Consider the following 21,135-nt stretch of genomic DNA (forward strand, 5'->3'; position numbering starts at 1 on the left):
GACACGGAAGGAGCCGGCGACGCTGTCGGCGACGGCGACGGCGCGCCACACGGGACCCCCGCGGCTCTCGGAGCCTCCGGGACCTCCGGGACCTCCGGGACCGTCCCTCCCACCCCGCTGCACCAGCTGTTCGAGGGGCGCCGGCTGACGCCCACCCAGCGCCGTATCGCGCACTGTCTGGTCCGGCAGACGGCGGCCGCGCCGTTCCTGTCGAGCGTGGAACTGGCCGAGCTGGCCGGGGTGAGCCAGCCGTCGGTGACCCGTTTCGCGGTCGCCCTCGGTTTCGACGGATATCCGGCGCTGCGCAGGCATCTGCGCGATGTCGTACCCGCCGGGCCGGCCGTGGACGCGCGGCCGGCCAACCCCTACCAGCAGGCGGTACGGGCCGAGATCAACAACCTGCTGCAGCTGGCGTCCCTGCTGGCCGACCCCGGGCCGGTGGAGAACGCGGGCCGGCTGCTCGCCGCCTCCCGGCCGCTGCCCGTGCTCGGGCTGCGTGTCTCGGCCGCCCAGGCGCGCGGTTTCGCCTACTTCGCCGCGAAGGTGCATCCCGACGTACGCCTGCTGGACGAGGGCGGCACGTTGCTCGCCGACCGGATCGACGGGGCCCGTCGCGCGGGAGCGAGCGCGCTCCTGTGCTTCGCGCTGCCGCGTCATCCGGCCGAGCTGCTCGCCGCGCTCGGCCACGCCCGGGACGCGGGGCTGACCGTGGTGACGATCGCCGACGGCTCGTTCGCCCCGGTGGCCGCCTACAGTGACCTGCTGCTCCCGGCCGCCGTGGGCACCGGCCTGGTCTTCGACACGGTGAGCGCCCCGATGCTCCTGGGCCAGGTCCTCCTGGAGGCGATGTGCGACAGCATGCCCGACGCCCAGTCGCACCTGGAGGAGTTCGACGCGAGGGCCGCGGCGCGGGGCCTGTTCGTCGACTGAACGGACCGGACGCCGAGTCGTCCCGGGCACCGAGCGTCACGGGCGCCGTCCCTCCGGTCGACGTGCGGTAGGGTTCACCTGCGTCTTCACACGGTTCACCGTGGCGAGGCGGATCGGGACGTGGCGCAGCTTGGTAGCGCACTTGACTGGGGGTCAAGGGGTCGCAGGTTCAAATCCTGTCGTCCCGACTGGAGACAGTCGCAGGTCAGGGCCGGTTTCGGAGATATCCGAAACCGGCCTTTGGCGTTCTTGGGGACCAGTTGGGGAGTGGTGTCCTTGACCGGCGGTAGCAGGTCATGAGGCGCTGTCACGTTGGCCGGCAGGGTGGGCTGGGCTGCTCCTGGGAGACCGTCGGCCGCTGGTGTTGCCGGATCGAGTCAGGTGGTCCGGATCGAGTCAGGTGGTGAAGAACGCGCGGCTGGCGGCTGCGTGACCTACTGGGCTGAGAGGCCGGGCCTCCGGTCCGCCGGGGAGAAGCGGACCGTCACGGTCATCCCCCCTGCGGGGTTGGCGGAAGCGTCGACCTGAGCGTGATGAGCGCGGCCGATGGCGGCGACGATGGACAGACCGAGGCCCGCTCCTTCCTTCGGGGTGTGCGTGCGTTGACCCAGGCGGCGGAAGGGTTCGAACAGTTGGGGCGCGATCGCGTCGGGTATGGGCGGACCGGTGTTGACGACGGTCAGAGTGCGGTCGGCGACGGTGACGTCGACGGTGCCGTTGTCGTGGTTGTAGCGCAGCGCGTTGTCGAGCAGGTTGCGGACCAGCAGGGCGAGGAGGAGCCCGTCACCGTCCACGGTGACGGGCTCACCGACCGTGGTGAGGGTGATACCGCGCAGCTCGGTCTCCTGCAGTCTGTCGGCGGCGGCCAGCGCCACTGTCTCGTCAAGTCGCACCGGCTCGACCCCCGTTGGCGTCAGCTCCTGGTCCGCGACGGCGAGGAGAAGCAGGGACTCGATGAGGTGCTCGCTCTTGTCGGCGACGTGCAGCAGCTCCTCGCGTATCCACGCGACGTGCTCGGGATCGGGGTCGGCGAGGCCGATCTCAGCCGCTGATCGCCAGATGGCCATGGGGGTGCGCAGTTCGTGTGCGGCGTTCGCGGCGAACTGCTGCTGGGCCAGGACCAGCCGCTCAACGCGGTCGAGCATGGCGTCGAAGGTGTCTGCGAGGTTTTTCAGTTCGCCAGGCGGGCCGGCGAGAGCGATGCGCTGGTGAAGGGTGTTCCCGGAGAGCCTGCGGGCGGTGGCGGCCATGATGCCGACCGGGCGCAGGACTCGGCCGGCCAGCCACCATGCCATGACCAGTGAGACGACGACGAAGATGCCGAACGCGATGGCGGAAACGGTCAGCAGACGGCGCAGGGTCGTGGAGGTGATGAGTTCCACCGTCTGCAAGGAGGGGTAATCGCCCAGTTGATCGCCTTGTTCGGCCGGAACCCGATTGCCGGGGCTTATCACGGCACCGGGCAGTTTCTCTGCGGGACGGGCGTCGGTGAAGGCACCGTCGATGAGGGCGTCGAGGCCGTTCTGTGTCATGAGGTAGATGACGGTGACCAGGAGCAGGCCCGCGGCCAGCAGAAGTCCCCCGTACAGAGCGGTCAGACGGGCCCGTTCGGAGGTGGGGAGGGGGAGTCCGATCACCGTGCTTGCCGCCAGGTCCGGTCTGCTTGGCCTGCCCCGTCCGCCCCGTCCGCTATCGCGGTATCGGGGGAGGAGACCTCGGTGGAGATGCGGTACCCGATGCCCGGCACGGTCTCGATCACCGGTGGACCGCCGAGTTTGGTGCGTAAGCGGCTGAGTGCGACACGAACGGGGTTCTGGTCGTAACCGGCGTTCTCGTCCCACACCTTCTCGATGAGGTCCTCCCCGCTGACGACACCGCCTCCGGCGCGCATGAGCGTTTCGAGGACCGCGAACTCCTTGCGCGTCAGGGCCAGTCGCTGTCCGGCACGTAAGGCCTGGCGTCCCGCGGTGTCGATCCTGATGCCGGCGTGTTCGAGCACGGGAGGGAGTGCCGGCTGGGTGCGCCGGCCGAGCGCCAGGACACGGGCCAGGAGTTCGTCGTGGGAGAACGGCTTGGTGAGGTAGTCGTCGGCGCCCATGCCCAGGCCGGCGACACGGTCGGGGACCGTGGTGGAAGCGGTCAGCATCAGGATCCTGGTCAGCAGTCCCGCGGCGACGGCTCGACGGCAGAGGTCGTCGCCGTGCAGGCCCGGCAGATCGCGGTCCAGGACGAGGATGTCGTAGTCGCCGAGTTGGAGCTTGCGCCAGCCGGCCGCCCCGTCGAGTGCCACATCGACCGTGATCGCCGCACGTCGCAGTCCTTCGGCGATCATCGCCGCGAGGAACGCTTCGTCTTCCACCACCAGTGCGCGCATGCGTCGGTTGTACAGGAGCACCGCCTTTCGCCGCTGTTACGGAGATCTCCCCTCGTGGTGGTGAGAGCGAGGCCGAGCGGAGCTGTAAGAGCGACGAAACAGGGCTGTCTGTGACTCTCTGCTCGTCCGTCGGCTGTGACGGGCGTAAATGAGGTTCACATCCCTTGGAGTGTCTCGTGACAACGAACAGGCTCACCCTGCTTCTGGCGGCCGGACTGACAGGCCTTGCCCTGCTCACCACCGGCTGCAGCTCCGCCGACGACACGAAGGAATCCAACAGTTCCGCCGACAGCGGCAGTGGTGGTGCCGGCGGTGGCTCGGAAGCGGAGGCCGCCGACAGCCTGCAGAAGCTGCGGACCTGTCTGCGGGAGGAGAAGGACATGGACGTACCCGACCTGAAGCCGGGCGCCGACCCGGCTTCGCAGACCTTGAGCCAGCCCGACGGGGTGACATCGGAGGCCTGGCAGAAGGCGATGAAGGAGTGCGGTGCCGGGGTACCGGGCGGCGAGGGCGGGTCCGACTCCGCCTCGCAGCAGAACCAGGACCAGCAGGTGAGGATCGCCGAGTGCATGCGCGGCAAGGGCTTCGAGATGCCCGATCCCAAGGGGGCCGCGGGCCCCGGTGTACCCGCGTTCAAGATCCCCGACGGAGCGGACCCGGACAAGTTCGGCAAGGCCCTGGACCAGTGCGCCGCATGAAGCCTCGTACCATCGCCATCTCTCTGACCGCACTGACCCTGGTGGCCGGCGGAGCGGTCGTCGCCACCGAATACACCGGGTCCGATTCCGCAGAGGCGAGTGACGGGCAGGACATTCAGCCGTCGGCCACAGCCGCCGTTGAGCAAGGTGACCTGGTCAGCAGCATCAGTGTGGACGGGACTCTCGGCTACACGAAGAAGAAGAAGATCAACGCCGGTACCGCAGGCACCCTCACCTGGGTGGCCGGAAACGGCGCGAAGATCAAGCAGGGCGGGAGGCTGTACGCGGTCGACGGCAAGGACGTGCGTCTCATGTACGGCACGGAGCCGATGTACCGGAAACTGAAGAAGGGGAACAAGGGCACCGATGTCCGGCAGCTCAAGGCCAACTTGATCGCGGCGGGTCTGGGAGGCGGCATCGTGGAGGACAAGGAGTTCACCGACGGCACGGTCTACGCGGTCAAACGCTGGCAGAAGAAGTACGGCCTGAGGCAGACCGGCGAGATGGGACCTGAGCACATCGCCTTCGCAACCGGCCCTGTGCGGGTGCAGGAGACCGTGGCCGCCGCGGGTGACCGGGCAACGCCCGGCGGGGCGGTCCTGACCGTCACCAGTTCCGAACGCGTCGTCCAGCTGCAGGTCAAAGTGTCCCAGGCCGCGCTGGTCAAGCAGGGTCGCAAGGTTCGGATCGACACCCCGGAGGGCTCGTCCACCAGCGGGACAGTGGCCTCGATCGCTGCCTCCGCGCAGACCGGGGACGACCCCAACGACAAGACCCCGCGGATCGGCGTCACCGTCGCCTTCGACGACCCGTCCAAGATCTCCGGTCTCGACAAGTCTTCCGCCACGGTCAGACTGACCGGCGAGACCCGCAAGAACGTCCTGAGCGTGCCTGTCTCGGCGCTGCTCGCCATGACGGACGGCTCGTTCGGTGTGCAGGTAGTCGAGAACGGCCGGACGCGGCAGACACCGGTCACTCTCGGTATGTTCGCGCAAGGCCGGGTGGAGATCTCGGGCAAGGGTCTGCGCGACGGCATGAAGGTCGGGGTGCCCAAGTCATGAGCGCTCCCCACTCGCCGGCATCCGTACCGGCACCCGCATCCGTACCGGCACCCGCACCCGTACCGGCACCCGCACCCGCACCCGCACCGGCACCGGTGGTGCGGCTGGCGAACATCACCAAGCACTATCCGGGCGGTGTCGCGGCCCTCCGACAGATCGACCTGACCATCGACTCGGGCGAACTCGTCGGGATCGTCGGCCCTTCGGGATCGGGAAAGTCGACCCTTCTGCACATCATCGGCACGCTCGACCCACCCACCTCGGGGAGTGTGTCGATCGCGGGCTGGGACACCGCCTCCCTGTCGGACCGGAATCTGTCCGCGCTGCGCGCCAGGCACATCGGGTTCGTCTTCCAGGCGTTCCACCTCGTGCCTGGCATCAGTGCCAAGGACAATGTCGCCGAGGGTCTGCTCTACTCCGGTCTCCCGCACGCGCAGCGCCGGCGGCGGGCCGCCGCGGCCCTGGAGCGCGTCGGACTCGGCGACCGCATGGGCCACAAGCCGCACGAGTTGTCCGGCGGGCAGAAACAGCGGGTCGCCATCGCGCGTGCCGTCGTCGGCGAGCCCGATCTGCTCCTCGCCGATGAGCCGACCGGCGCCCTCGACACGGCGTCCGGTGAGGCGGTAATGCAACTCATCCATGAGCTGAACAGGGAGGGCGCGACCATCGCGGTCATCACCCACGACAACGAGATAGCCGACGCCCTGCCGCGGCAGGTCAAGATCCGAGACGGTGTCGTCGTCACCGACACCCGCCCCGTCGACGGCGTGCGGTCCGCTCCCCTGAGGGAGCTGCGATGAGACAGCGCCGCCCTCCCAGCCTGAAGCCGGCGAGGCTCACACCGGGGGACATCCTGCGCGCCGGCTCTGCCGGAATGCGGAGCCGCCCCACGCGCGTCATCCTCTCCGCGCTGGGGATCGCCCTGGGGATCGCCACCATGGTCGCCGTCGTCGGGATCTCCGCCTCCAGCAAACAGCAACTCCTCAACGAACTCGACAAGTTGGGCACCAATATGCTCGTCGTGTCCCCCGGTACGGACCTGGCCACCGGGAAGAGCACCCCGCTCGCCACCGACGCCCACGGCCGTGTCGCGCGGATCGACGGAGTGGAGCACGTCGGTGCCACCGGCGTCCTCGCGCACTCGGTGCGGCGTTCGGAGAAGATCCCCGACATCGTCACCGGCGGCATCGCCGTACAGGCCGCCTCCGAAGACCTGCTCACCGCCCTGCGCGGCTCCCTGCGTGCCGGCACCTGGCTCAACGCGGCGACCGGCAAGTACCCCTCGGTCGTCCTCGGTGACGTCGCCGCCCAGCGGCTGGGCGTCACCACCGCCGGCCAGCAGGTCTACATCGACGGTCAGTACGCCACCGTCATCGGCATCCTGGACGAACTGCCCCTCGCGCCCGAGATAGCCCGCTCGGCCCTCCTTGGCTGGGAGGCCGCCGAGCGAATACTCGACTTCGACGGCCGCCCCACCAAAATCTACGAACGCTCCACCGACGCGAAGGTCGACCGGGTCCATGCGCTGATCCCCCGCGCGGTCGACCCCGAGACCCCGCACAACGTCAGCGTCAGTGACCCCTCGGCCGGGCTGCAGGCCAAAGCCGCCACCGAAGGCGCCTTCAACGGACTGCTTCTCGGGCTCGGTGCGGTCGCTCTCCTCGTCGGGGGAGTCGGCGTCGCCAACACCATGATCATCTCGGTGCTCGAACGTCGTTACGAGATCGGTCTGCGCCGTGCCATCGGCGCCACCCGGGGACAGATCCGGGGCCAGTTCGTCACCGAGTCCCTTCTGCTGTCCGGACTCGGAGGCATCGTCGGGGCTCTGCTCGGCGCGGCGGTCACCTGGGTGTACGCCCTCAGCAGTCACATTCCCTGGGTCGTTCCCCTGTGGGCGGTCGGCGGAGGCTTCGCCGCCACCCTCGTCATCGGCAGCATCGCGGGTCTGTACCCGGCCGTTCGTGCCTCCCGTCTCTCGCCCACCCTCGCGCTCCACGCGGCCTGAGGCGCGGCGAAGGTGCCGCTACTGATCGCGTTGTGGACGTTCCCGGTGTCCATCGAATCGGTCAGCTCACACCACCGCCGCAAATCTGCCTGAAAGCCGGCCCGGATACCTCCGGCGCCTCGGCGGGCGGGGAGGCGGCAGCGAGGTCACGTGTTCCCACAGGTCATCAGACACAAGATCATCAGAAACTCGCAGAACCCTGCCGCCCCAACAACCCAACTGCCAAGCCCCACGAGTCAACTCGTTCTGAATGATCAGTTGGGCGACGTGAGGACTTCGGCTCCGGACTCGGTGATTGCGATCGTGTGCTCACTGTGTGCCGTCCGGCAGCCTGTCGCGCTGCGGAGCGTCCACCCGTCGGCATCCGTGACGAGTTGAGCGGTGTCCGCCATCACCCACGGCTCCAGGGCGAGCAGAAGTCCGGGGCGCAGCTTGTACCCACGGCCGGGCCGTCCGGTGTTCGAAACATGCGGGTCCTGGTGCATCGTCGATCCGATGCCATGCCCTCCGAACTCCGTGTTGATCAAGTAGCCCGCCTCGCTGAGGACGGTGCCGATGGCGTGGGAGAGGTCGCCGATGCGAGCCCCGGGCCCGGCGACGGCGATCCCCGCGGCCAGCGCACGTTCGGTCGTTTCGATCATCGCGACGCTCTCTGGGGGCTTGGTGTCGCCGACGATGAAGCTGATAGCGGCGTCCGCGGCGACGCCGTCCTTGGAGACGGCGAGGTCGAGTGTCAGCAGGTCTCCGTCGGCGAGCGTGTAGTCGTGGGGCAGCCCGTGGAGCACGGCGTCGTTGACGGCCGTGCAGATGTAGTGTCCGAACGGGCCGCGTCCGAAAGAGGGCGCGTAGTCGACGTAGCAGGACTGCGCTCCTGCCTCGGCAATCATTTTCTCGGCCCACCGGTCGATGTCGAGCAGGTTCGTGCCGACCGTGGTGCGGCTCTTCAGCGTGTGCAGGATGTCCGCGACCAGGGCGCCTGAGTCCTTCGCTCGGGCCAGTCGGGCGTGGTTCAGGATCTCGATCATGCGTCGCTCTCTTTTCATGCAGCCAATAACTATCCCGGTCAAACTATACCGGTCTAGAATCGGGGTCATGGTCAGGTTGCCGCTCACTCCCGCAGAAGTCGCACGTGGTCAGCGCCTCGGCGCTCTCCTGCGTCAGGCCCGGGGGAAACGTTCGATGCTCGAGATCGCGCTCGACGCCCGCGTCTCACCAGAGACACTCAGGAAGATCGAGTCGGGCCGCGTGGCCACCCCCGCCTTCCCGACCATCGCGGCGATCGCCGATACCCTCGGTCTCTCCCTCGATGCGGTGTGGGCGGAGATCAGCCAGCCCGATTACGGCGTCGGACCGGCGACTGGTCACGGTGCACGTGAACAGCTGACTGCCTAGCGGATCGGCTGAGGTGTCCGGTCGTCCCGACTTGAGAGAGTCACAGGTCAGGGCCGGTTCCGGAGGAATCCGAAACCGGCCCTTGACCGTTCATGGGGACCAGTTGGGGACCGGCGTCCTTGACTGGCGTCAGCGGGTGACGACGATCAGGCTTGGCGGGAGAGCGCGGGGGAGCGCAGCGCGCTCAGGTGTGCGGGGAGTGCTGCCCCGGCGGCCGTGATCTTGTGTACGTCCGGGTGGAGGCGTAGCTGGGTGGTGGTCAGCGATCCGTGGCCGACGATCCGTCGCAGGACGTGGACGTGGACCTGGACGTGGACCTGGACCTGGACTCCTGCGTCGGCGAACCAGGTCAGGCTGGGCCGAGCCCGGTTGGGATCAGTCGCCAGGCGTGAGGCCCAGGGTGCTGAGCACCCCGTACACCCCCAGGAAGAGGATCGCCGCGCTGCTGACGACGAGGGCGGCGGTCAGCCAGCGGTTGGCGCGGAAGCGGGGCGGGACGCCGGTGTAGCGCAGGCGCCAGACCGCGATCACGACGGCGAGGAGGAAGATTCCGCCGGCGATGCCGCCGATCTGCACCATCAGGACCGGGGACTGGACCCACAGGAAGAGGCTCATCCAGACCGGGGGCAGGCACCAGGTGAGGATACGGATGGTGCGGGTGCGCGCCTTCATGTCGTGCCAGTCGACCACGCCGAGCAGGCCGAGCGTGTTGGTCCACAGGCGCGGCACGCTGGCCGACGAGGCGACGGTGACCGAGAAGAGCACGGTGATCGCGCCGCCCAGGAACAGGTACTCGGCCCAGGGGCCGAGTGTGTCGGTGTAGATGTGCGACAGCGTGGTGATCATTTCGTTGCCCTCGGGGACCAGGCCCTGCGGATGCAGCACGGAGGCACCGATGACGTAGAAGGAGAGCGTGCAGATGGTGCAGACGAGCCACGAGACGCCCACGTCGAGCCGCATCACCTTGAGCCAGCCCTCGGCACGCCGGGCGCGCTGCTCGGTCCCGTCGTCGGGCCCTGTCCAGCGGGCGTAGCCCTTCTCCAGGCACCAGTAGGTGTACGTCGTCATCTCGTCGGCGCCGACGCCGGTGATGCCGAACATGGCGAGGGCGATACCGACGGTGCCCGCGGGGATCTGGAAGCTCAGACCGTCGGCGAGCTGCTCGCTGCCGTAGCCGAAGGCGGTGAACGGCAGCGCGAGGGCCAGACCGAAGATGATCACTGTCTTGAGTGTGATGCCGACGATCTCGACCCGCTCCACGACGTGGTACTTGCCCGTCTGGAGGATGAGGATGGCGGCGGCCGTGACGATCACGGCCCAGATCGTCAGTGACGAGGTGCTGAGGGACGCCCCATGGATCGGGAAGAGGATGGAGCAGGCGGCCGCGGTGCCGCCGATGATGCCGCCGCGCTGGAACATCTTGGCGAAGTCCATGCCGATCCAGAGCCAGTTGATCCAGCCCAGACGGCCGACGCGGGGGGCGACGTCACGGAAGCCGTCCAGCGCGGGGCGGCCGTTGAGGATGGTCCAGCGGGCCAGCTCCATCTGCACCCACACCTTGACCGCGGTGGAGATGATCACGAGCCAGAGCAGCGCGAAACCGGCCTTCGCGCCGAGCGAGGTGGTCGTGATCAGTTCACCGGAGCCGACGACGGCGGCGGACAGGATGAGCCCGGGGCCGAGGTGGCGCAGGCGGCCGCGGAAGTTCTCGGGGGCGGGACGGGCGTCTTCGGCGCGCAGCGCGTACGGGTCGGCCTGCGCGGGTGTCGGCGCCGCTGTGGCGCCGTCGGTCGTGGAGGTGGCCATGTCGGGTCCTTGGGGATCTTCCGGCGTCGTCGCCGGTGTCCGGAATGGGGAGGCGATGAGGAACGGACAGGAGGGGCGGGGGCGTTCGGGCCCCTGGGTGTGACGGTCAGTCAGTTGACGGCGTGCTGCGGCGTCCTGCCCGTCAGTACGCGGACGACGTCCTCGGCGACCATCGAGCCCATGGCCTGGTTGGCCTCGGGTGTGCAGGCGGCCATATGCGAGGTGAGGAGGGTGCGGGGAGCCTCGCGCAGGGGGTGGTCCGCGGGCAGCGGCTCCGTACTGAAGGCGTCGAGAGCCGCGGCGCCGAGGTGCCCGGAGGAGAGCAGGTCGGCGAGCGCGAGTTCATCGACGAGGCCGCCGCGTGCGGCGTTGACCAGGATCGCGCCCGGTTTCATCGCCGCGAGACGGGCCCGGTCGAGCAGCGGCGCACCGGACGGGTCCGGCGGGGTGTGCAGGCTGACGGCGTCAGCGCACGCCAGCAGGGTGTCGAGCGCGGCCGGTTCGGCGCCCTGCGCGCGCATGTCGGCGTCGGCGACGTACGGGTCGTGGGCGAGCAGCTCCATCCCGAAGGCGCGGGCGTATCCGGCGAGGAGGCGGCCGATGCGGCCGAACCCGACGACGCCCAGCGTCCTGCCGTGCAGTTCGGGGCCGAACAGCTTCGGCCAGCCGCCCGCCGCCACGGCGGTGTGCGAGGCGGTGAGCGAGCGGGCCGCCGACAGGAGCAGGCCGAAGGTGTACTCGGCCACGGCTCGCGAGTTGCTGCCCGGCGCGCACACGACCAGTATCCCGCGCGCGTGGGCGGCGGCTACGTCGATGGTGTCCACGCCGACGCCGTGCTTGGCGATCACCTTGAGGCGGGGCGCGGCGTCCATCACCTCGGCGGTGATCTGGTCCATGCCGACGATCAGGGCATCCGCTTCGGCGGCGTACTTCACCAGCTCGTCGGTCGGCAGGGCCGCGTCGGCGTACGGGCGCAGAGGGCCCGCCCCCGCCTCCTCCAGGATCTGCCAGGGGCGTGTCGAATGCCGGGCGAACGTGGGCGTCGTGATGAGAGTCGTCAGGGCGGCTGGCATCAGAGGGCTCCGCCGCGGGCCGCTTCGAGGTGGGACGTGGCGATCTGCTGAAGGTGGACGACATCGGCCGCGACCGAGGCGAACGTGAACCCCTCGGCGAGACGGCGCGCGGCGCTCGCCCCGTCGGCGTTGTGGATGCCGGCCGCGATGCCCGCCGCCTCGGCCGCCTTGCTGATGCGGGCGAGCGCGAGCTCGAACGCGTCCTGTACGGACGGGTCGCTGGAGGTCGCGCCGCCGATGGCGAGGCGGAGGTCGGACGGCCCCACGTAGATGCCGTCGAGGCCGGGCGTCGCGCAGATCTTCTCCACGTTGGCCAGGCCGTCGGCCGTCTCGATCATCGCGAGGACGGCCGTCGAGTCGTGGGTGTCGGCCGGGGCGGGGCCGATACGGAGCTGGGCGCGCATCGGGCCGTACGAGCGCCGGCCGAGCGGCGGATAGCGGACGGCTGCGACGGCATCGGCGGCGTCCTGCGCGTTGTCGATCAGGGGGACGATGACGGCGGTCGCGCCCGCGTCGAGGGCCTTGCCGATGTACGTGAGGTCGTTGGCCTCCACGCGCACCACGCCGACGGCGGTGCTCTGCTTGGTGTCGGTGGCGAGGAGATTGTTCAGCATGCCCTGGTAGCCGAAGAGGCCGTGCTGGGCGTCGAAGGCGAGGTAGTCGTAGCCGACGCGGGCGAGCCGCTCGGCGGCGATCGGCGAGTCGAGCAGGGACCAGTAGCCGACGAGCTGCTCGCGGGCGCGCAGGGCGGCGGTGAACTCGGCGGGGGTGCGGCCGGTTGCCATGGTGGTTCTCCGTTGCGTACGAGGTGGGGCCGGGAGAAGTCGGAGGAGGGGGACGGCGGAGAAGGGACGGTGGAGGGAGAAAGCCGGAGGGACGACGTCAGCGGTTGTAGGCGGGCATCGGGCCGCGCAGGCGGGCGCCGACCTCGTCGCAGGCGGCCAGGAGGTCGGCGGGCAGTTCGCCCGCGGCCGCGGCCGCGATGTTGGCCTTGAGGTGGTCGACCTTCGAACCGCCGAGCAGCAGTGCGTCGGTGGACGGGCGGGACAGCAGCCAGCGCAGCGCGAGTTCGGTCAGCGGCAGGCCCGCGTCGGAGGCGATGCGGTCGAGATCGCCGACGGCGCGGAACAGGTCCTCGTTCCAGTACCGCTCGCGGTACATGGCGGCCAGCTTGGAGTCGCCGAAACGGCCGGCGCCGGGTCCCAGCTCGAAGGCGTGGCGGCCGGTGAGCAGGCCGCCGCCGAGCGGGTTGTAGACCATCGTGTGCAGCCCGGTGACGGCGGCGTACTCGACGTACTCCTCCTCGATCCGGCGCGCGAGCAGGTTGTGCAGCTGCTGGGCGACGACCGGGCGGGGGGCGCCGACCTCGTCGGCCACGCGGCGGAGTTCGGCGATCTGCCAGGCGGCGAAGTTGGAGACGCCGAGGGCGAGGACCTTGCCCGACCGCACGAACTCGGCGACGGCTCCGAGGGTTTCGGCGAGCGGCGTCGCACGGTCGGGCTGGTGCAGGTAGAAGAGGTCCACGTGGTCGGTGTCGAGACGCTTGAGGCTGCCGTCGAGCGCGGCGCGCAGCCCTTCAGGAGAAAGGGGCGCATGGCCGCCCTGGTCGGGGTGCGGGATACCGGCCTTGGTGGCGAGGACGATCCGGTCGCGGCGGCCGGGCAGCAGCTCGCCGAGCATGCGCTCGCTCTCGCCGCCCGCGTAGCCGTTGGCGGTGTCCACGCCGGTGATGCCCGCGTCGAGCGCGGCGTCCAGCATCGACGCGGCCGTCGTGCCGTCCACGGTGTCACCGAAGGTCATCGTACCGAGGACGAGACGCGACAACGGGACGGGTACGTGCGGGAGTTCCATGCCGACGGTCACGGCGGGTTCCTTCCGTGGTGGGTGGTACGGGCGGTGCGATGAGGTGCGCGCTGTGCGCATCTCACGGTGTGTCGGACGGGAGGCGGCTGTGGCCGTTCGACGGGGTGCGGGCGTTCTGCGGCGCGGCGGCCGGTGTGTGGGTGCTGCGCAGCTGGTATGCAGTTGGCGCTCGATCACACGGGTGGCGTCGCAGTCCGCGGGTGACAGGCGTCGACGTCAGGGGAACGCTCGCATGGCTGCGTGGATCACGCAAGAGGTCTCGCGCATATCGCGCAGCATGTGTCATGATCCGAGCCGGGACGCCCAGCGCTCGGGTGCTCCCAAGGAGGTTCCATCCCGTGACTACGCCACTTCCGCCGCCTTCCGCTGACTCTTGCGCACCTTTGTCCGGAATGCCTGAAGCATCTGGACTATCTGGAATACCTGAGCTGTCTGGATCGTTCGGACTGTCTGGGTTTTCCGGACGCCCCGCTGTGCTCGCGCTCGCCGACGACCTCTCGGGCGCGGCCGAGACCGCCTGCGCGCTCGGCGGGGCGGTCCGTCTCTCACTCGCCGCCCTGGCGGTGGCCGACGCCGCGGCCGCGTACGACCTGGTCGTGGACCTGGACACCCGCCACCTGCCGCCCTCCGCCGCGGCAGACGCCGTACGCGGGGCCTTGCGTACGGTGAAGGCGGCCGGCGCGTCGCCCCTGCTGTACAAGAAGGTCGACTCCCAGCTGCGCGGCAACCTCGCCGCGGAGGCCGCCGCGTACGCCGACGGCGCGCAGGCCCTGGTCATCGCCCCGGCGCTGCCCGCGGCCCGGCGCACCGTGGCCGACGGCGTCGTGCATGTGGACGGCGTTCCGCTGCATCGCACGGACGGCTGGCGCGCCGAGCGGGCCACCGCGCCGCGCTCGATCCCCGAGGCCCTCCCGGGGCTCGCGGTGCGGACGGTCCCCCTCGATGTCGTACGGTCCGCGCCCGGCGCCCTGGACGCCGAGTTCCGCCGCATCGCCGAGGCCGGAGCGCACCCGGCGCCGGACGCCCGGACCGACGCCGACCTGGATGCCGTCGCCGCGGCGGTGCTGCGGCTCGGCCCCCGCTACCGGCTCCTGGGCAGCGGCGGTCTGGCGGCGGCACTCGGGCGCGCGCTGGCCAGGCCGACTGCCCCCGCATCGCCCCGGAACTCCCGGGCGGGTGTCCCGCTGCTCTTCGTCGTGGGGACCGCCGAGACGGGCGCGGCCCGGCAGATCGCGCACCTCACGGCGCTCGGCGCGCGCCATGTGCCCCTGGATCCGACCGAGTTGTTGGCAGGAAGGGCCCGCCTGCCGGATTCTGCCGGGCCCATGCCGACCGTGCTCTCCATCGACGGTTCGGCGGGTCTACGGCTCGGCGTGGGCCGCGCCCTGAGCGCCGCTCTCGCCGCCCTCGCCGTCACCCACCCCGGCCGGCCCGACCTCGTCCTGACCGGCGGGGAGACGGCGCGTGCGACCCTGGAAGCCCTGGGCGTAAGGGAGTTGGCGCCCCTGGGCGAGATCCACCACGGCGCCGTCCACTCCCGGACCCCCGACGGCCGCCATGTCGTCACCCGCCCCGGCAGCTACGGCACCGAGGACTCCCTGCGCCGCATCGCCACCGCACTGCGCCCCGAACTGGTCGCCCCGACGCGCGCCGTCCGGCGTGCGCACCCCTTGGAGGAACCCGAAATGCCCACCCCGCTCCCGCTCATCGCCGTCACCATGGGCGACGGCGCCGGTATCGGTCCCGAGGTCGTCGTCGGGGCCCTGCTCGACGACGCCGTTCTGACCCGTTGCCGCCCTGTCGTCATCGGCGACGCGCAGCGTCTGCGCGAAGCCGCCCGGATTCTCGGTGCGGCCTCCTGTGAGATCGCCGTCGTCGAGCACCCGCGCGACGCCGAGTTCACACCGGGCCGGGTCAACGTCGTCGACCTCGGTCTGCTCCCCGCCGACCTGCCCTGGGGCAAGCTCTCCCCGGTCGCCGGCAACGCCGCGTACGAGTACATCAAGCGCGCCGCCGAACTCGCCGTCACCGGCGAGGTGCACGGCATCTGCACCGCGCCCCTCAACAAGGAGGCCCTGCACGCCGCGGGCCACCTCTACCCCGGCCACACCGAACTCCTCGCCCACCTCACCGGCACCGGCGAGGTCTCGATGATGCTGTCGACCGAGAAGGTCAAGGTCATCCACGTCACCACCCACATCGGCCTGATCGACGCCGTCAACCGCATCGAACCGGGACTCGTCGAGCGCACCGTCCGCCGCGGCCACGAGGCGATGATCCGCTCGGGCACCCCGCGCCCCGTCATCGGCGTCTGCGGCATCAACCCGCACGCGGGAGAGAACGGTCTGTTCGGTTACGGCGAGGAGGAGGAGAAGATCGTCCCCGCGCTGGAGAAGCTGCGCGCCGAGGGCGTCGACGCACGCGGTCCCCTCCCCGCCGACACCGCCTTCTTCCTCGCCTCGCGCGGCGACTACGACCTCATCGTGGCGATGTACCACGACCAGGGCCACGGCCCGGTCAAGGTCCTCGGCATCGAGGCGGGAGTCAACCTCACCGTCGGACTGCCCGTGATCCGCACTTCCGTCGACCACGGCACCGCCTTCGACATCGCGGGCAGCGGCACGGCCGAGGCCGGTAGCATGGTCGAGGCGCTGCGCCAGGCAGCCGAGATGGCCACCGCGCCGACCGCGACGGCCCCTTCGGCGGGCTGAACCGCCGTCCCCTGCACCGTCGTTACCGCCGCACCGTAGAGGACCGAGCAGATGCCGCCGACCACGTCCCCAGCACGTACCTCCCAGGCGCGACGCGACCGCATCGTCCACCTGGCCACGACCACCGGCCTGGCCAGCGTCGAGGAGCTCTCCGAGATCCTCGAGGTCACGCCCTCCACCATCCGCCGCGACCTGGCCCGCCTCACCACGGAGGGCCGCCTGGCCCGCACGTACGGTGGCGCGATGGCCTTGTCCGCGCACCCGGAGGCGTCGCTGCGCCAGCGCACGGGAGAGGCGTACGAGGAGAAGCGGGCCATCGCGCGGTGGGCGGCGCGGCAGATCGAGCCGAGCGAGACGCTGCTGCTCGACGCCGGCACGACGGTCGGCGCCCTGGCCCATGAGCTGCGCACCGCCAAGGAGTTGACGATCGCGACGACCGGGATGACGGCACTGCACGCCCTGTCGGACGCGGAGGGCGTGCACGTCGAGTGCCTGGGCGGCACACTCCGCCCGCTCAGCGAGGGCTTCGTCGGCCCGCTGACCGAGGCCGCCCTTGAGCGCATGTCGTTCGACCGGGTCTTCCTCGGCGCCGACGGTGTCACGGTCGACCGCGGCATCTGCGAGGCGGATCTGCGCCAGACCCGCCTCAAGGAGCTGATGTCGCGCCGCGCCGACCACGTCTATGTGCTGGCACACGGTGCGAAGCTGGGACGTGCCCCGTTCCACGCCTGGGCAAGGCTCGCGGGGGAGTGGACGCTGGTGACGGACGAGACGGCACCCGCCGAACAGATCCGGGCCTTCGAGGCGCACGGCGTACGGGTCGAGGTCGCGGCGCACGCGGACAGGTGACCCTCGGGGTGGCGACCCCGGCCGATCGAGCCTTAGAGCTGCCTTGGAGCCTGTGACACCGGCTCTCAGCTGGAACCGCCAGGCCAGCACACGTGCCGCTGTCCGGCCCGGATCGGGTCGCAGTGGGTTTCGTACGCCCATCACGGGTACCGGGAGGGGGCAAACCCGTACGAGACAGGAGACATATCCATGACTTCCGAGGCCACCCCCCGCTACACCGTCCCGGGCCTCACGGTGCAGGACGCCGGCTCGGTCATCGAGCTGTTGCAGCAGCGCCTGCACTCCCTCAACGATCTCCACCTCACGCTCAAGCACGTCCACTGGAATGTGGTGGGCCCGCACTTCATCGCCGTGCACGAAATGCTCGACCCGCAGGTCGACCGTGTCCGCGACATGGCCGACGACGTGGCCGAGCGCCTCGCGGCCCTGGGCGGCGTCGCCCACGGCACGCCGGGCGCGCTGGTCAAGGAGCGCACCTGGGAGGACTACAGCGTGGGCCGTGCCGACGCCATCGCACACCTCGGCGCGCTCGACCTCGTGTACACCGGTGTACTCCAGGACCTGCGTGCCGCGGTCAAGACCGTGGGGGAGGTCGACGCGGCCACCGAGGACCTGCTGATCGAGCAGCTGCGCGACCTGGAGAAGTTCCAGTGGTTCGTGCGGGCGCACCTGGAGACCGCGGGCGGCACCCTCACCACAGCCGGCGCCACCACCGAGACGCAGGCTGCCGAGCAGTCCGACGACCAGTGACCTCGACAGTGAGTGTTCTGGAGTGAGCGTCACGGCGCGGAAGTACTGAGGCACGCGACGCGACCCACGATACGAGAGAAAGGTGAATCGTCATGTCCGACAAGCCTCTCAACGGTCACCGGGTACTGGTACTCGTCACCAACTACGGAGTCGAGCAGGACGAGTTGCTGGTACCGGTCCATCGGCTGCGGGAGGACGGAGCGGACGTCACCATCGCAGCAGTGACCCGCGACGCCGTCCACACGCTGGTGGGCGACCGGGACCCCGGCGAGACGGTGGAGCCCACCACCACGCTCGAAACGCTGGATCCCGGTGCGCACCAGCTGCTTCTGATCCCGGGCGGCACCATCAACGCCGACCAGCTCCGCCTGCAGCCCAAGGCCCTTGAGACGATCAGGGCGTTCGCGGAATCGGGTCGTCCGATCGCCGCGATCTGCCACGGGCCCTGGGCCCTGGTGGAAGCCGATGTCCTGCAGGACAAGACCCTGACCTCGTACATCTCTGTACGCACCGACGTCCGCAACGCAGGCGCCAAGAGCTGGGTGGACGAAGCTGTCGTGAGCGACGACGCACACGGCTACACCCTGATCACGTCCCGGACGCCCAAGGATCTCGACGAGTTCGTCGGCGCCGTCCACAAGGCCCTGGTCGGCTCCTGACGCTCTCGGTGGTGAACAACTAACTCATCACCGCCGCCGGGGCGCTCGACTACGGCCCGACCCTGGCCCTGCTCGCGCCTGCCTCCGTGACCGGGACGGTGCCGGAGGCGATCTCCGCGCGGGCGGCACTCGCCGGCGTACCTGACGCGAAGCGACTCACCTCCCTCGTCGAGGTGGCCTGTTTTCGCGGGTTGCCAACCTGGAGGTGTGGGCCGATCCGGACCGGGGCGAGCGCGCTCGGCCGGATCGGGGCGAGCGGCGGGACGGCCGTCGCCGAGCTGCGGCACCCGGCCTACCGGAGCGGACTGGTGACGCCGGGCGCGTCCCCGCCGCCGCCCCCGCCGCCCTGATCCGGTCGTCGCTCGGCAGGGCCGGGGCGTCCGGGGAGGGCGCGTACCGCTGGCTGGATCTGGTCATCCTCAACGTCCGGTATGTCGTTCGTAGTTCGAAGTTTCGCTGCGAAGTTGCGGTGCTGAAAATAGAGCCGTACCCGAAGTCCGTCAACACCTTTGTCGTACCTGTGTCGCGAACCCCTCTCACGCGCCGTCGCTTCGCAACCGCGCGCATCCGGTGCGTTACTCAAACGTGACGTCCTCCTGTTGCCGACCCCCTTGACCGGCATGAATTGTTAGCGCTCACAATGACCTCCGCAGTCGTGAGCCGACGTCCGGGTCCGGCGCAGGGTCGGCACAGGTCCGGCACAGGCTGTTCTCGGTACACGACCGCCAAGGGGGTGCGGCATGGCACAGTCCCAGCTTCGGCCGCCCACCATGGCCGATGTCGCGCGACTGGCGGGCGTGTCCCACCAGACTGTTTCCCGTGTGCTGGGGGATCACCCCAACGTGCGGGACGAGACGCGGGCCAGGGTGCTGCAGGCGATCGAGGAGATGGGCTACCGCCGCAACTTCTCCGCACGGGCCCTGGTCACCCGGCGCACCCGGACCCTGGGTGTGGTCGCCTCGGACACCACCCTCTACGGTCCGGCCAGTACGCTCTTCGCACTTGAGGAGGCGGCACGCGCCGAGGGCTACCTCGTCTCGACGGTCAGTCTGCGCAAACTGACCGTCGAGAAACTGTCCGAGGCGCTGGACCACCTCAGCGAGGGCGGGGTGGAGGGAGTCGTCGCCATCGCCCCGCAGCGGTCGGCGGTCGCGGCCCTCGCCGAACTCCGCCACCCGTTCCCGGTGGTGACCGTGGGCAGCGGGCCCGGGGCGGGGTTCCCCTGTGTCAACGTGGATCAGCACCTGGGCGCGCGCCTGGCCACCGGTCATCTGCTGGCCGCCGGGCACCGCACGGTCTGGCACCTCGCCGGACCCCAGGACTGGCAGGAGGCCGACGAGCGGGCCGAGGGCTGGCGGGCCACCCTCGAAATGGCGGGCGTCGAGCCGCCGTTGATCCTGCGCGGGGACTGGAGTCCGTTGTCGGGCTACCGGGCGGGCCAGGAACTGGCCGGCTGGGTGGGCAGGGGGCTGACCGCGGTCTTCGTCGCCAACGACCAGATGGCGCTGGGGGTGTTGCGGGCTCTGCGCGAAGCGGGCGTCCGGACTCCCCAGGACGTCGCGGTGGCCGGTTTCGACGACATCCCGGAGTCGGAGTTCTTCGCTCCTCCGCTCACCACCGTCCGGCAGGACTTCGCGGAGGTCGGCAAGCGGAGCATCGCCCTGCTCCTGGATCTGATCGAGGGCAGGGAGCCGCCCGGGGCGCTCCGGATCGCCATCGAGCCCCAACTCGTCGTCCGCGCCAGCACCTACCCGTACACCTCCGACCAGGGCGCCCCGCCCACCTGAACCGGCACCCCGAAGACCATGTCCCACACGCCCCCGTTTGACCGGTATCTCGAACAATGATCGACAGGCTGGACATCGCGAGAGCCTGTCCCGGCGAGCACCAAGCGCGTACCAGCAGGCCCCTCCGGGCCCGCTCTTCAAAGGAGAAGAACATGCTCAACAGAAGGAACTTCCTCACCGCGGCGGTCGGCGTGGCGGCGGCGGGCGGCCTGGCTGCCTGTGCCAAGGAGGACGCGGGTTCCTCCGACTCCGACTCCGGCAGCGGCGGCGGCAAGAAGATCACTCTGGGCTTCGCGCAGGTCGGCTCGGAGAGCGGCTGGCGCACCGCCAACACCAAGTCGGTCAAGGCGGCGGCCAAGGACGCCGATTACAACCTCAAGTTCTCCGACGCGCAGCAGAAGCAGGAGAACCAGATCTCGGCGATCCGCAGCTACATCGCGCAGAAGGTGAACGTCATAGCCTTCTCGCCGGTGGTCGTCACGGGCTGGGACGCGGTGCTCAAGGAGGCCAAGACCGCGAAGATCCCGGTCATCCTCACCGACCGCTCCATCGAGACCGCCGACGACTCCCTGTACGTCTCCTTCATCGGCTCCGACTTCACCGACGAGGGCCGGCGCGCGGCCAAGATGCTGGAGAAGGTTCTCGCGAAGGCCGGCCACAAGGGTGCGGTGAAGATCGCACAGCTGGAGGGCACCACCGGTGCCGCTCCCGCGCTGGAGCGCGCCAAGGGCTTCAAGGAGGTCATGGAGGCCGACCACAAGGACGACTGGAAGATCGTCGTCAGCCAGACCGGTGACTTCACCAGGGCCGGCGGCAAGCAGGTCATGGCGGCCTTCCTGACGTCCAACCCGGACATCAACGTGCTCTACGCGCACAACGACGACATGGCCCTCGGCGCCATCCAGTCCATCGAGGCAGCCGGCAAGAAGGCCGGCAAGGACATCCTGATCGTCTCGGTCGACGGCGTGAAGGACGGCTTCGTCGCGATGTCCGAGGGCAAGATCAACGGCATCGTCGAGTGCAACCCGCTGCTCGGCCCGCAGCTGATGGACCTCGTGAAGAAGGTCAACGACGGCGAGACGGTCGAGCGCCGGATCAAGACCAAGGAGGGCGACTTCCTGCAGGAGCAGGCCAAGGACGCCCTCCCGACCCGCAAGTACTGACCCGCAAGTACTGA

General features: G+C 70.0%; 20 protein-coding genes and 1 tRNA gene. 14 read left to right on the plus strand and 7 right to left on the minus strand.

Translation table 11 applies throughout. From position 1 onward, the window contains the following. Positions 1 to 117: 117 nt before the first annotated feature. Positions 118 to 930 (plus strand): MurR/RpiR family transcriptional regulator, encoded by an 813-nt coding sequence (locus AB0D14_RS14795; RefSeq protein WP_362778586.1) that lies wholly within the window; start codon positions 118 to 120, stop codon positions 928 to 930. A 114-nt stretch (positions 931 to 1,044) separates the two neighbouring features. After that, positions 1,045 to 1,118 (plus strand) — tRNA-Pro (locus tag AB0D14_RS14800). A 246-nt stretch (positions 1,119 to 1,364) separates the two neighbouring features. On the opposite strand, the gene AB0D14_RS14805 is transcribed toward AB0D14_RS14800, so the two are convergent. Both AB0D14_RS14805 and AB0D14_RS14810 read right to left on the minus strand, forming a co-directional pair. Further along, positions 1,365 to 2,567 (minus strand): ATP-binding protein, encoded by a 1,203-nt coding sequence (locus AB0D14_RS14805; protein WP_362778505.1) that lies wholly within the window; start codon positions 2,565 to 2,567, stop codon positions 1,365 to 1,367. Beyond that, complete coding sequence (locus AB0D14_RS14810; protein WP_362778507.1) at positions 2,564 to 3,304, minus strand: response regulator transcription factor; 741 nt, start codon at positions 3,302 to 3,304, stop codon at positions 2,564 to 2,566. Before AB0D14_RS14810 ends, AB0D14_RS14805 begins: the two co-directional genes overlap by 4 nt. A gap of 176 nt (positions 3,305 to 3,480) precedes the next feature. Here AB0D14_RS14810 and AB0D14_RS14815 point away from each other — a divergent pair, with 176 nt between their 5' ends. From AB0D14_RS14815 to AB0D14_RS14830, 4 genes are read left to right on the plus strand one after another with little or no spacing between them, the layout of a single operon-like run. Next, the gene (locus AB0D14_RS14815) at positions 3,481 to 4,002 is read left to right on the plus strand and encodes a hypothetical protein (protein WP_362778509.1); all 522 of its coding nucleotides are present in this window, start codon (positions 3,481 to 3,483) and stop codon (positions 4,000 to 4,002) included. Continuing rightward, positions 3,999 to 5,063, plus strand: coding sequence for a peptidoglycan-binding protein (locus AB0D14_RS14820; protein WP_362778511.1), 1,065 nt, complete (start codon positions 3,999 to 4,001; stop codon positions 5,061 to 5,063). Before AB0D14_RS14815 ends, AB0D14_RS14820 begins: the two co-directional genes overlap by 4 nt. Next, positions 5,060 to 5,863, plus strand: coding sequence for an ABC transporter ATP-binding protein (locus AB0D14_RS14825; RefSeq protein ID WP_362778513.1), 804 nt, complete (start codon positions 5,060 to 5,062; stop codon positions 5,861 to 5,863). Before AB0D14_RS14820 ends, AB0D14_RS14825 begins: the two co-directional genes overlap by 4 nt. Further along, positions 5,860 to 7,068 carry an ABC transporter permease gene (locus AB0D14_RS14830; RefSeq protein ID WP_362778515.1) on the plus strand — a complete coding sequence of 403 codons (1,209 nt, stop codon included), beginning with the start codon at positions 5,860 to 5,862 and terminating at the stop codon, positions 7,066 to 7,068. The genes AB0D14_RS14825 and AB0D14_RS14830 overlap by 4 nt, the downstream gene beginning before the upstream one ends. 254 nt (positions 7,069 to 7,322) lie before the next feature. Here AB0D14_RS14830 and map read toward each other — a convergent pair whose 3' ends face one another. Beyond that, on the minus strand, positions 7,323 to 8,093 hold the full coding sequence (map, locus tag AB0D14_RS14835) for a type I methionyl aminopeptidase (protein ID WP_362778516.1): 771 nt from the start codon (positions 8,091 to 8,093) through the stop codon (positions 7,323 to 7,325). Between the two features lie 67 nt (positions 8,094 to 8,160). Between map and AB0D14_RS14840 the strand changes: the two genes are divergently transcribed. Then, positions 8,161 to 8,460 carry a helix-turn-helix transcriptional regulator gene (locus AB0D14_RS14840; RefSeq protein ID WP_362778517.1) on the plus strand — a complete coding sequence of 100 codons (300 nt, stop codon included), beginning with the start codon at positions 8,161 to 8,163 and terminating at the stop codon, positions 8,458 to 8,460. Between the two features lie 375 nt (positions 8,461 to 8,835). Here AB0D14_RS14840 and AB0D14_RS14845 read toward each other — a convergent pair whose 3' ends face one another. From AB0D14_RS14845 to AB0D14_RS14860, 4 genes are all read right to left on the minus strand, one after another. Continuing rightward, positions 8,836 to 10,266 (minus strand): Nramp family divalent metal transporter, encoded by a 1,431-nt coding sequence (locus AB0D14_RS14845; RefSeq protein WP_362778520.1) that lies wholly within the window; start codon positions 10,264 to 10,266, stop codon positions 8,836 to 8,838. 110 nt (positions 10,267 to 10,376) lie between these two features. Continuing rightward, the gene (locus tag AB0D14_RS14850) at positions 10,377 to 11,339 is read right to left on the minus strand and encodes a phosphoglycerate dehydrogenase (RefSeq protein ID WP_362778522.1); all 963 of its coding nucleotides are present in this window, start codon (positions 11,337 to 11,339) and stop codon (positions 10,377 to 10,379) included. Then, the gene (locus AB0D14_RS14855) at positions 11,339 to 12,124 is read right to left on the minus strand and encodes an aldolase/citrate lyase family protein (RefSeq protein WP_362778523.1); all 786 of its coding nucleotides are present in this window, start codon (positions 12,122 to 12,124) and stop codon (positions 11,339 to 11,341) included. The genes AB0D14_RS14850 and AB0D14_RS14855 overlap by 1 nt, the downstream gene beginning before the upstream one ends. Before the next feature lie 97 nt (positions 12,125 to 12,221). Further along, positions 12,222 to 13,202, minus strand: coding sequence for an aldo/keto reductase (locus AB0D14_RS14860; RefSeq protein ID WP_362778525.1), 981 nt, complete (start codon positions 13,200 to 13,202; stop codon positions 12,222 to 12,224). Positions 13,203 to 13,675: 473 nt separating this feature from the next. On the opposite strand from AB0D14_RS14860, the gene pdxA reads away from it, so the two are divergent. The 7 genes from pdxA to AB0D14_RS14895 all read left to right on the plus strand — a co-directional run bounded on the left by pdxA (position 13,676) and on the right by AB0D14_RS14895 (position 21,121). Next, positions 13,676 to 15,913 carry a 4-hydroxythreonine-4-phosphate dehydrogenase PdxA gene (gene pdxA / locus AB0D14_RS14865; RefSeq protein WP_362778528.1) on the plus strand — a complete coding sequence of 746 codons (2,238 nt, stop codon included), beginning with the start codon at positions 13,676 to 13,678 and terminating at the stop codon, positions 15,911 to 15,913. A gap of 51 nt (positions 15,914 to 15,964) precedes the next feature. Then, the gene (locus AB0D14_RS14870) at positions 15,965 to 16,762 is read left to right on the plus strand and encodes a DeoR/GlpR family DNA-binding transcription regulator (RefSeq protein WP_362778530.1); all 798 of its coding nucleotides are present in this window, start codon (positions 15,965 to 15,967) and stop codon (positions 16,760 to 16,762) included. 189 nt (positions 16,763 to 16,951) lie between these two features. Beyond that, on the plus strand, positions 16,952 to 17,512 hold the full coding sequence (dps, locus tag AB0D14_RS14875; protein WP_362778532.1) for a DNA starvation/stationary phase protection protein Dps: 561 nt from the start codon (positions 16,952 to 16,954) through the stop codon (positions 17,510 to 17,512). 92 nt (positions 17,513 to 17,604) lie between these two features. Further along, positions 17,605 to 18,171: a type 1 glutamine amidotransferase domain-containing protein gene (locus tag AB0D14_RS14880; RefSeq protein WP_362778535.1), complete on the plus strand. Its 567-nt coding sequence runs from the start codon at positions 17,605 to 17,607 to the stop codon at positions 18,169 to 18,171. A gap of 86 nt (positions 18,172 to 18,257) precedes the next feature. Further along, positions 18,258 to 18,521, plus strand: a complete 264-nt coding sequence (locus AB0D14_RS14885) for a hypothetical protein (RefSeq protein WP_362778537.1) — start codon at positions 18,258 to 18,260, stop codon at positions 18,519 to 18,521. Positions 18,522 to 18,911: 390 nt separating this feature from the next. Continuing rightward, complete coding sequence (locus AB0D14_RS14890; protein ID WP_362778539.1) at positions 18,912 to 19,958, plus strand: LacI family DNA-binding transcriptional regulator; 1,047 nt, start codon at positions 18,912 to 18,914, stop codon at positions 19,956 to 19,958. Positions 19,959 to 20,110: 152 nt separating this feature from the next. Then, positions 20,111 to 21,121: an ABC transporter substrate-binding protein gene (locus tag AB0D14_RS14895; protein WP_362778542.1), complete on the plus strand. Its 1,011-nt coding sequence runs from the start codon at positions 20,111 to 20,113 to the stop codon at positions 21,119 to 21,121. Positions 21,122 to 21,135 lie beyond the last annotated feature (14 nt).

Origin of the sequence: Streptomyces sp. NPDC048484, from assembly GCF_040651415.1 — a bacterium.
Lineage (GTDB): Bacteria > Actinomycetota > Actinomycetes > Streptomycetales > Streptomycetaceae > Streptomyces.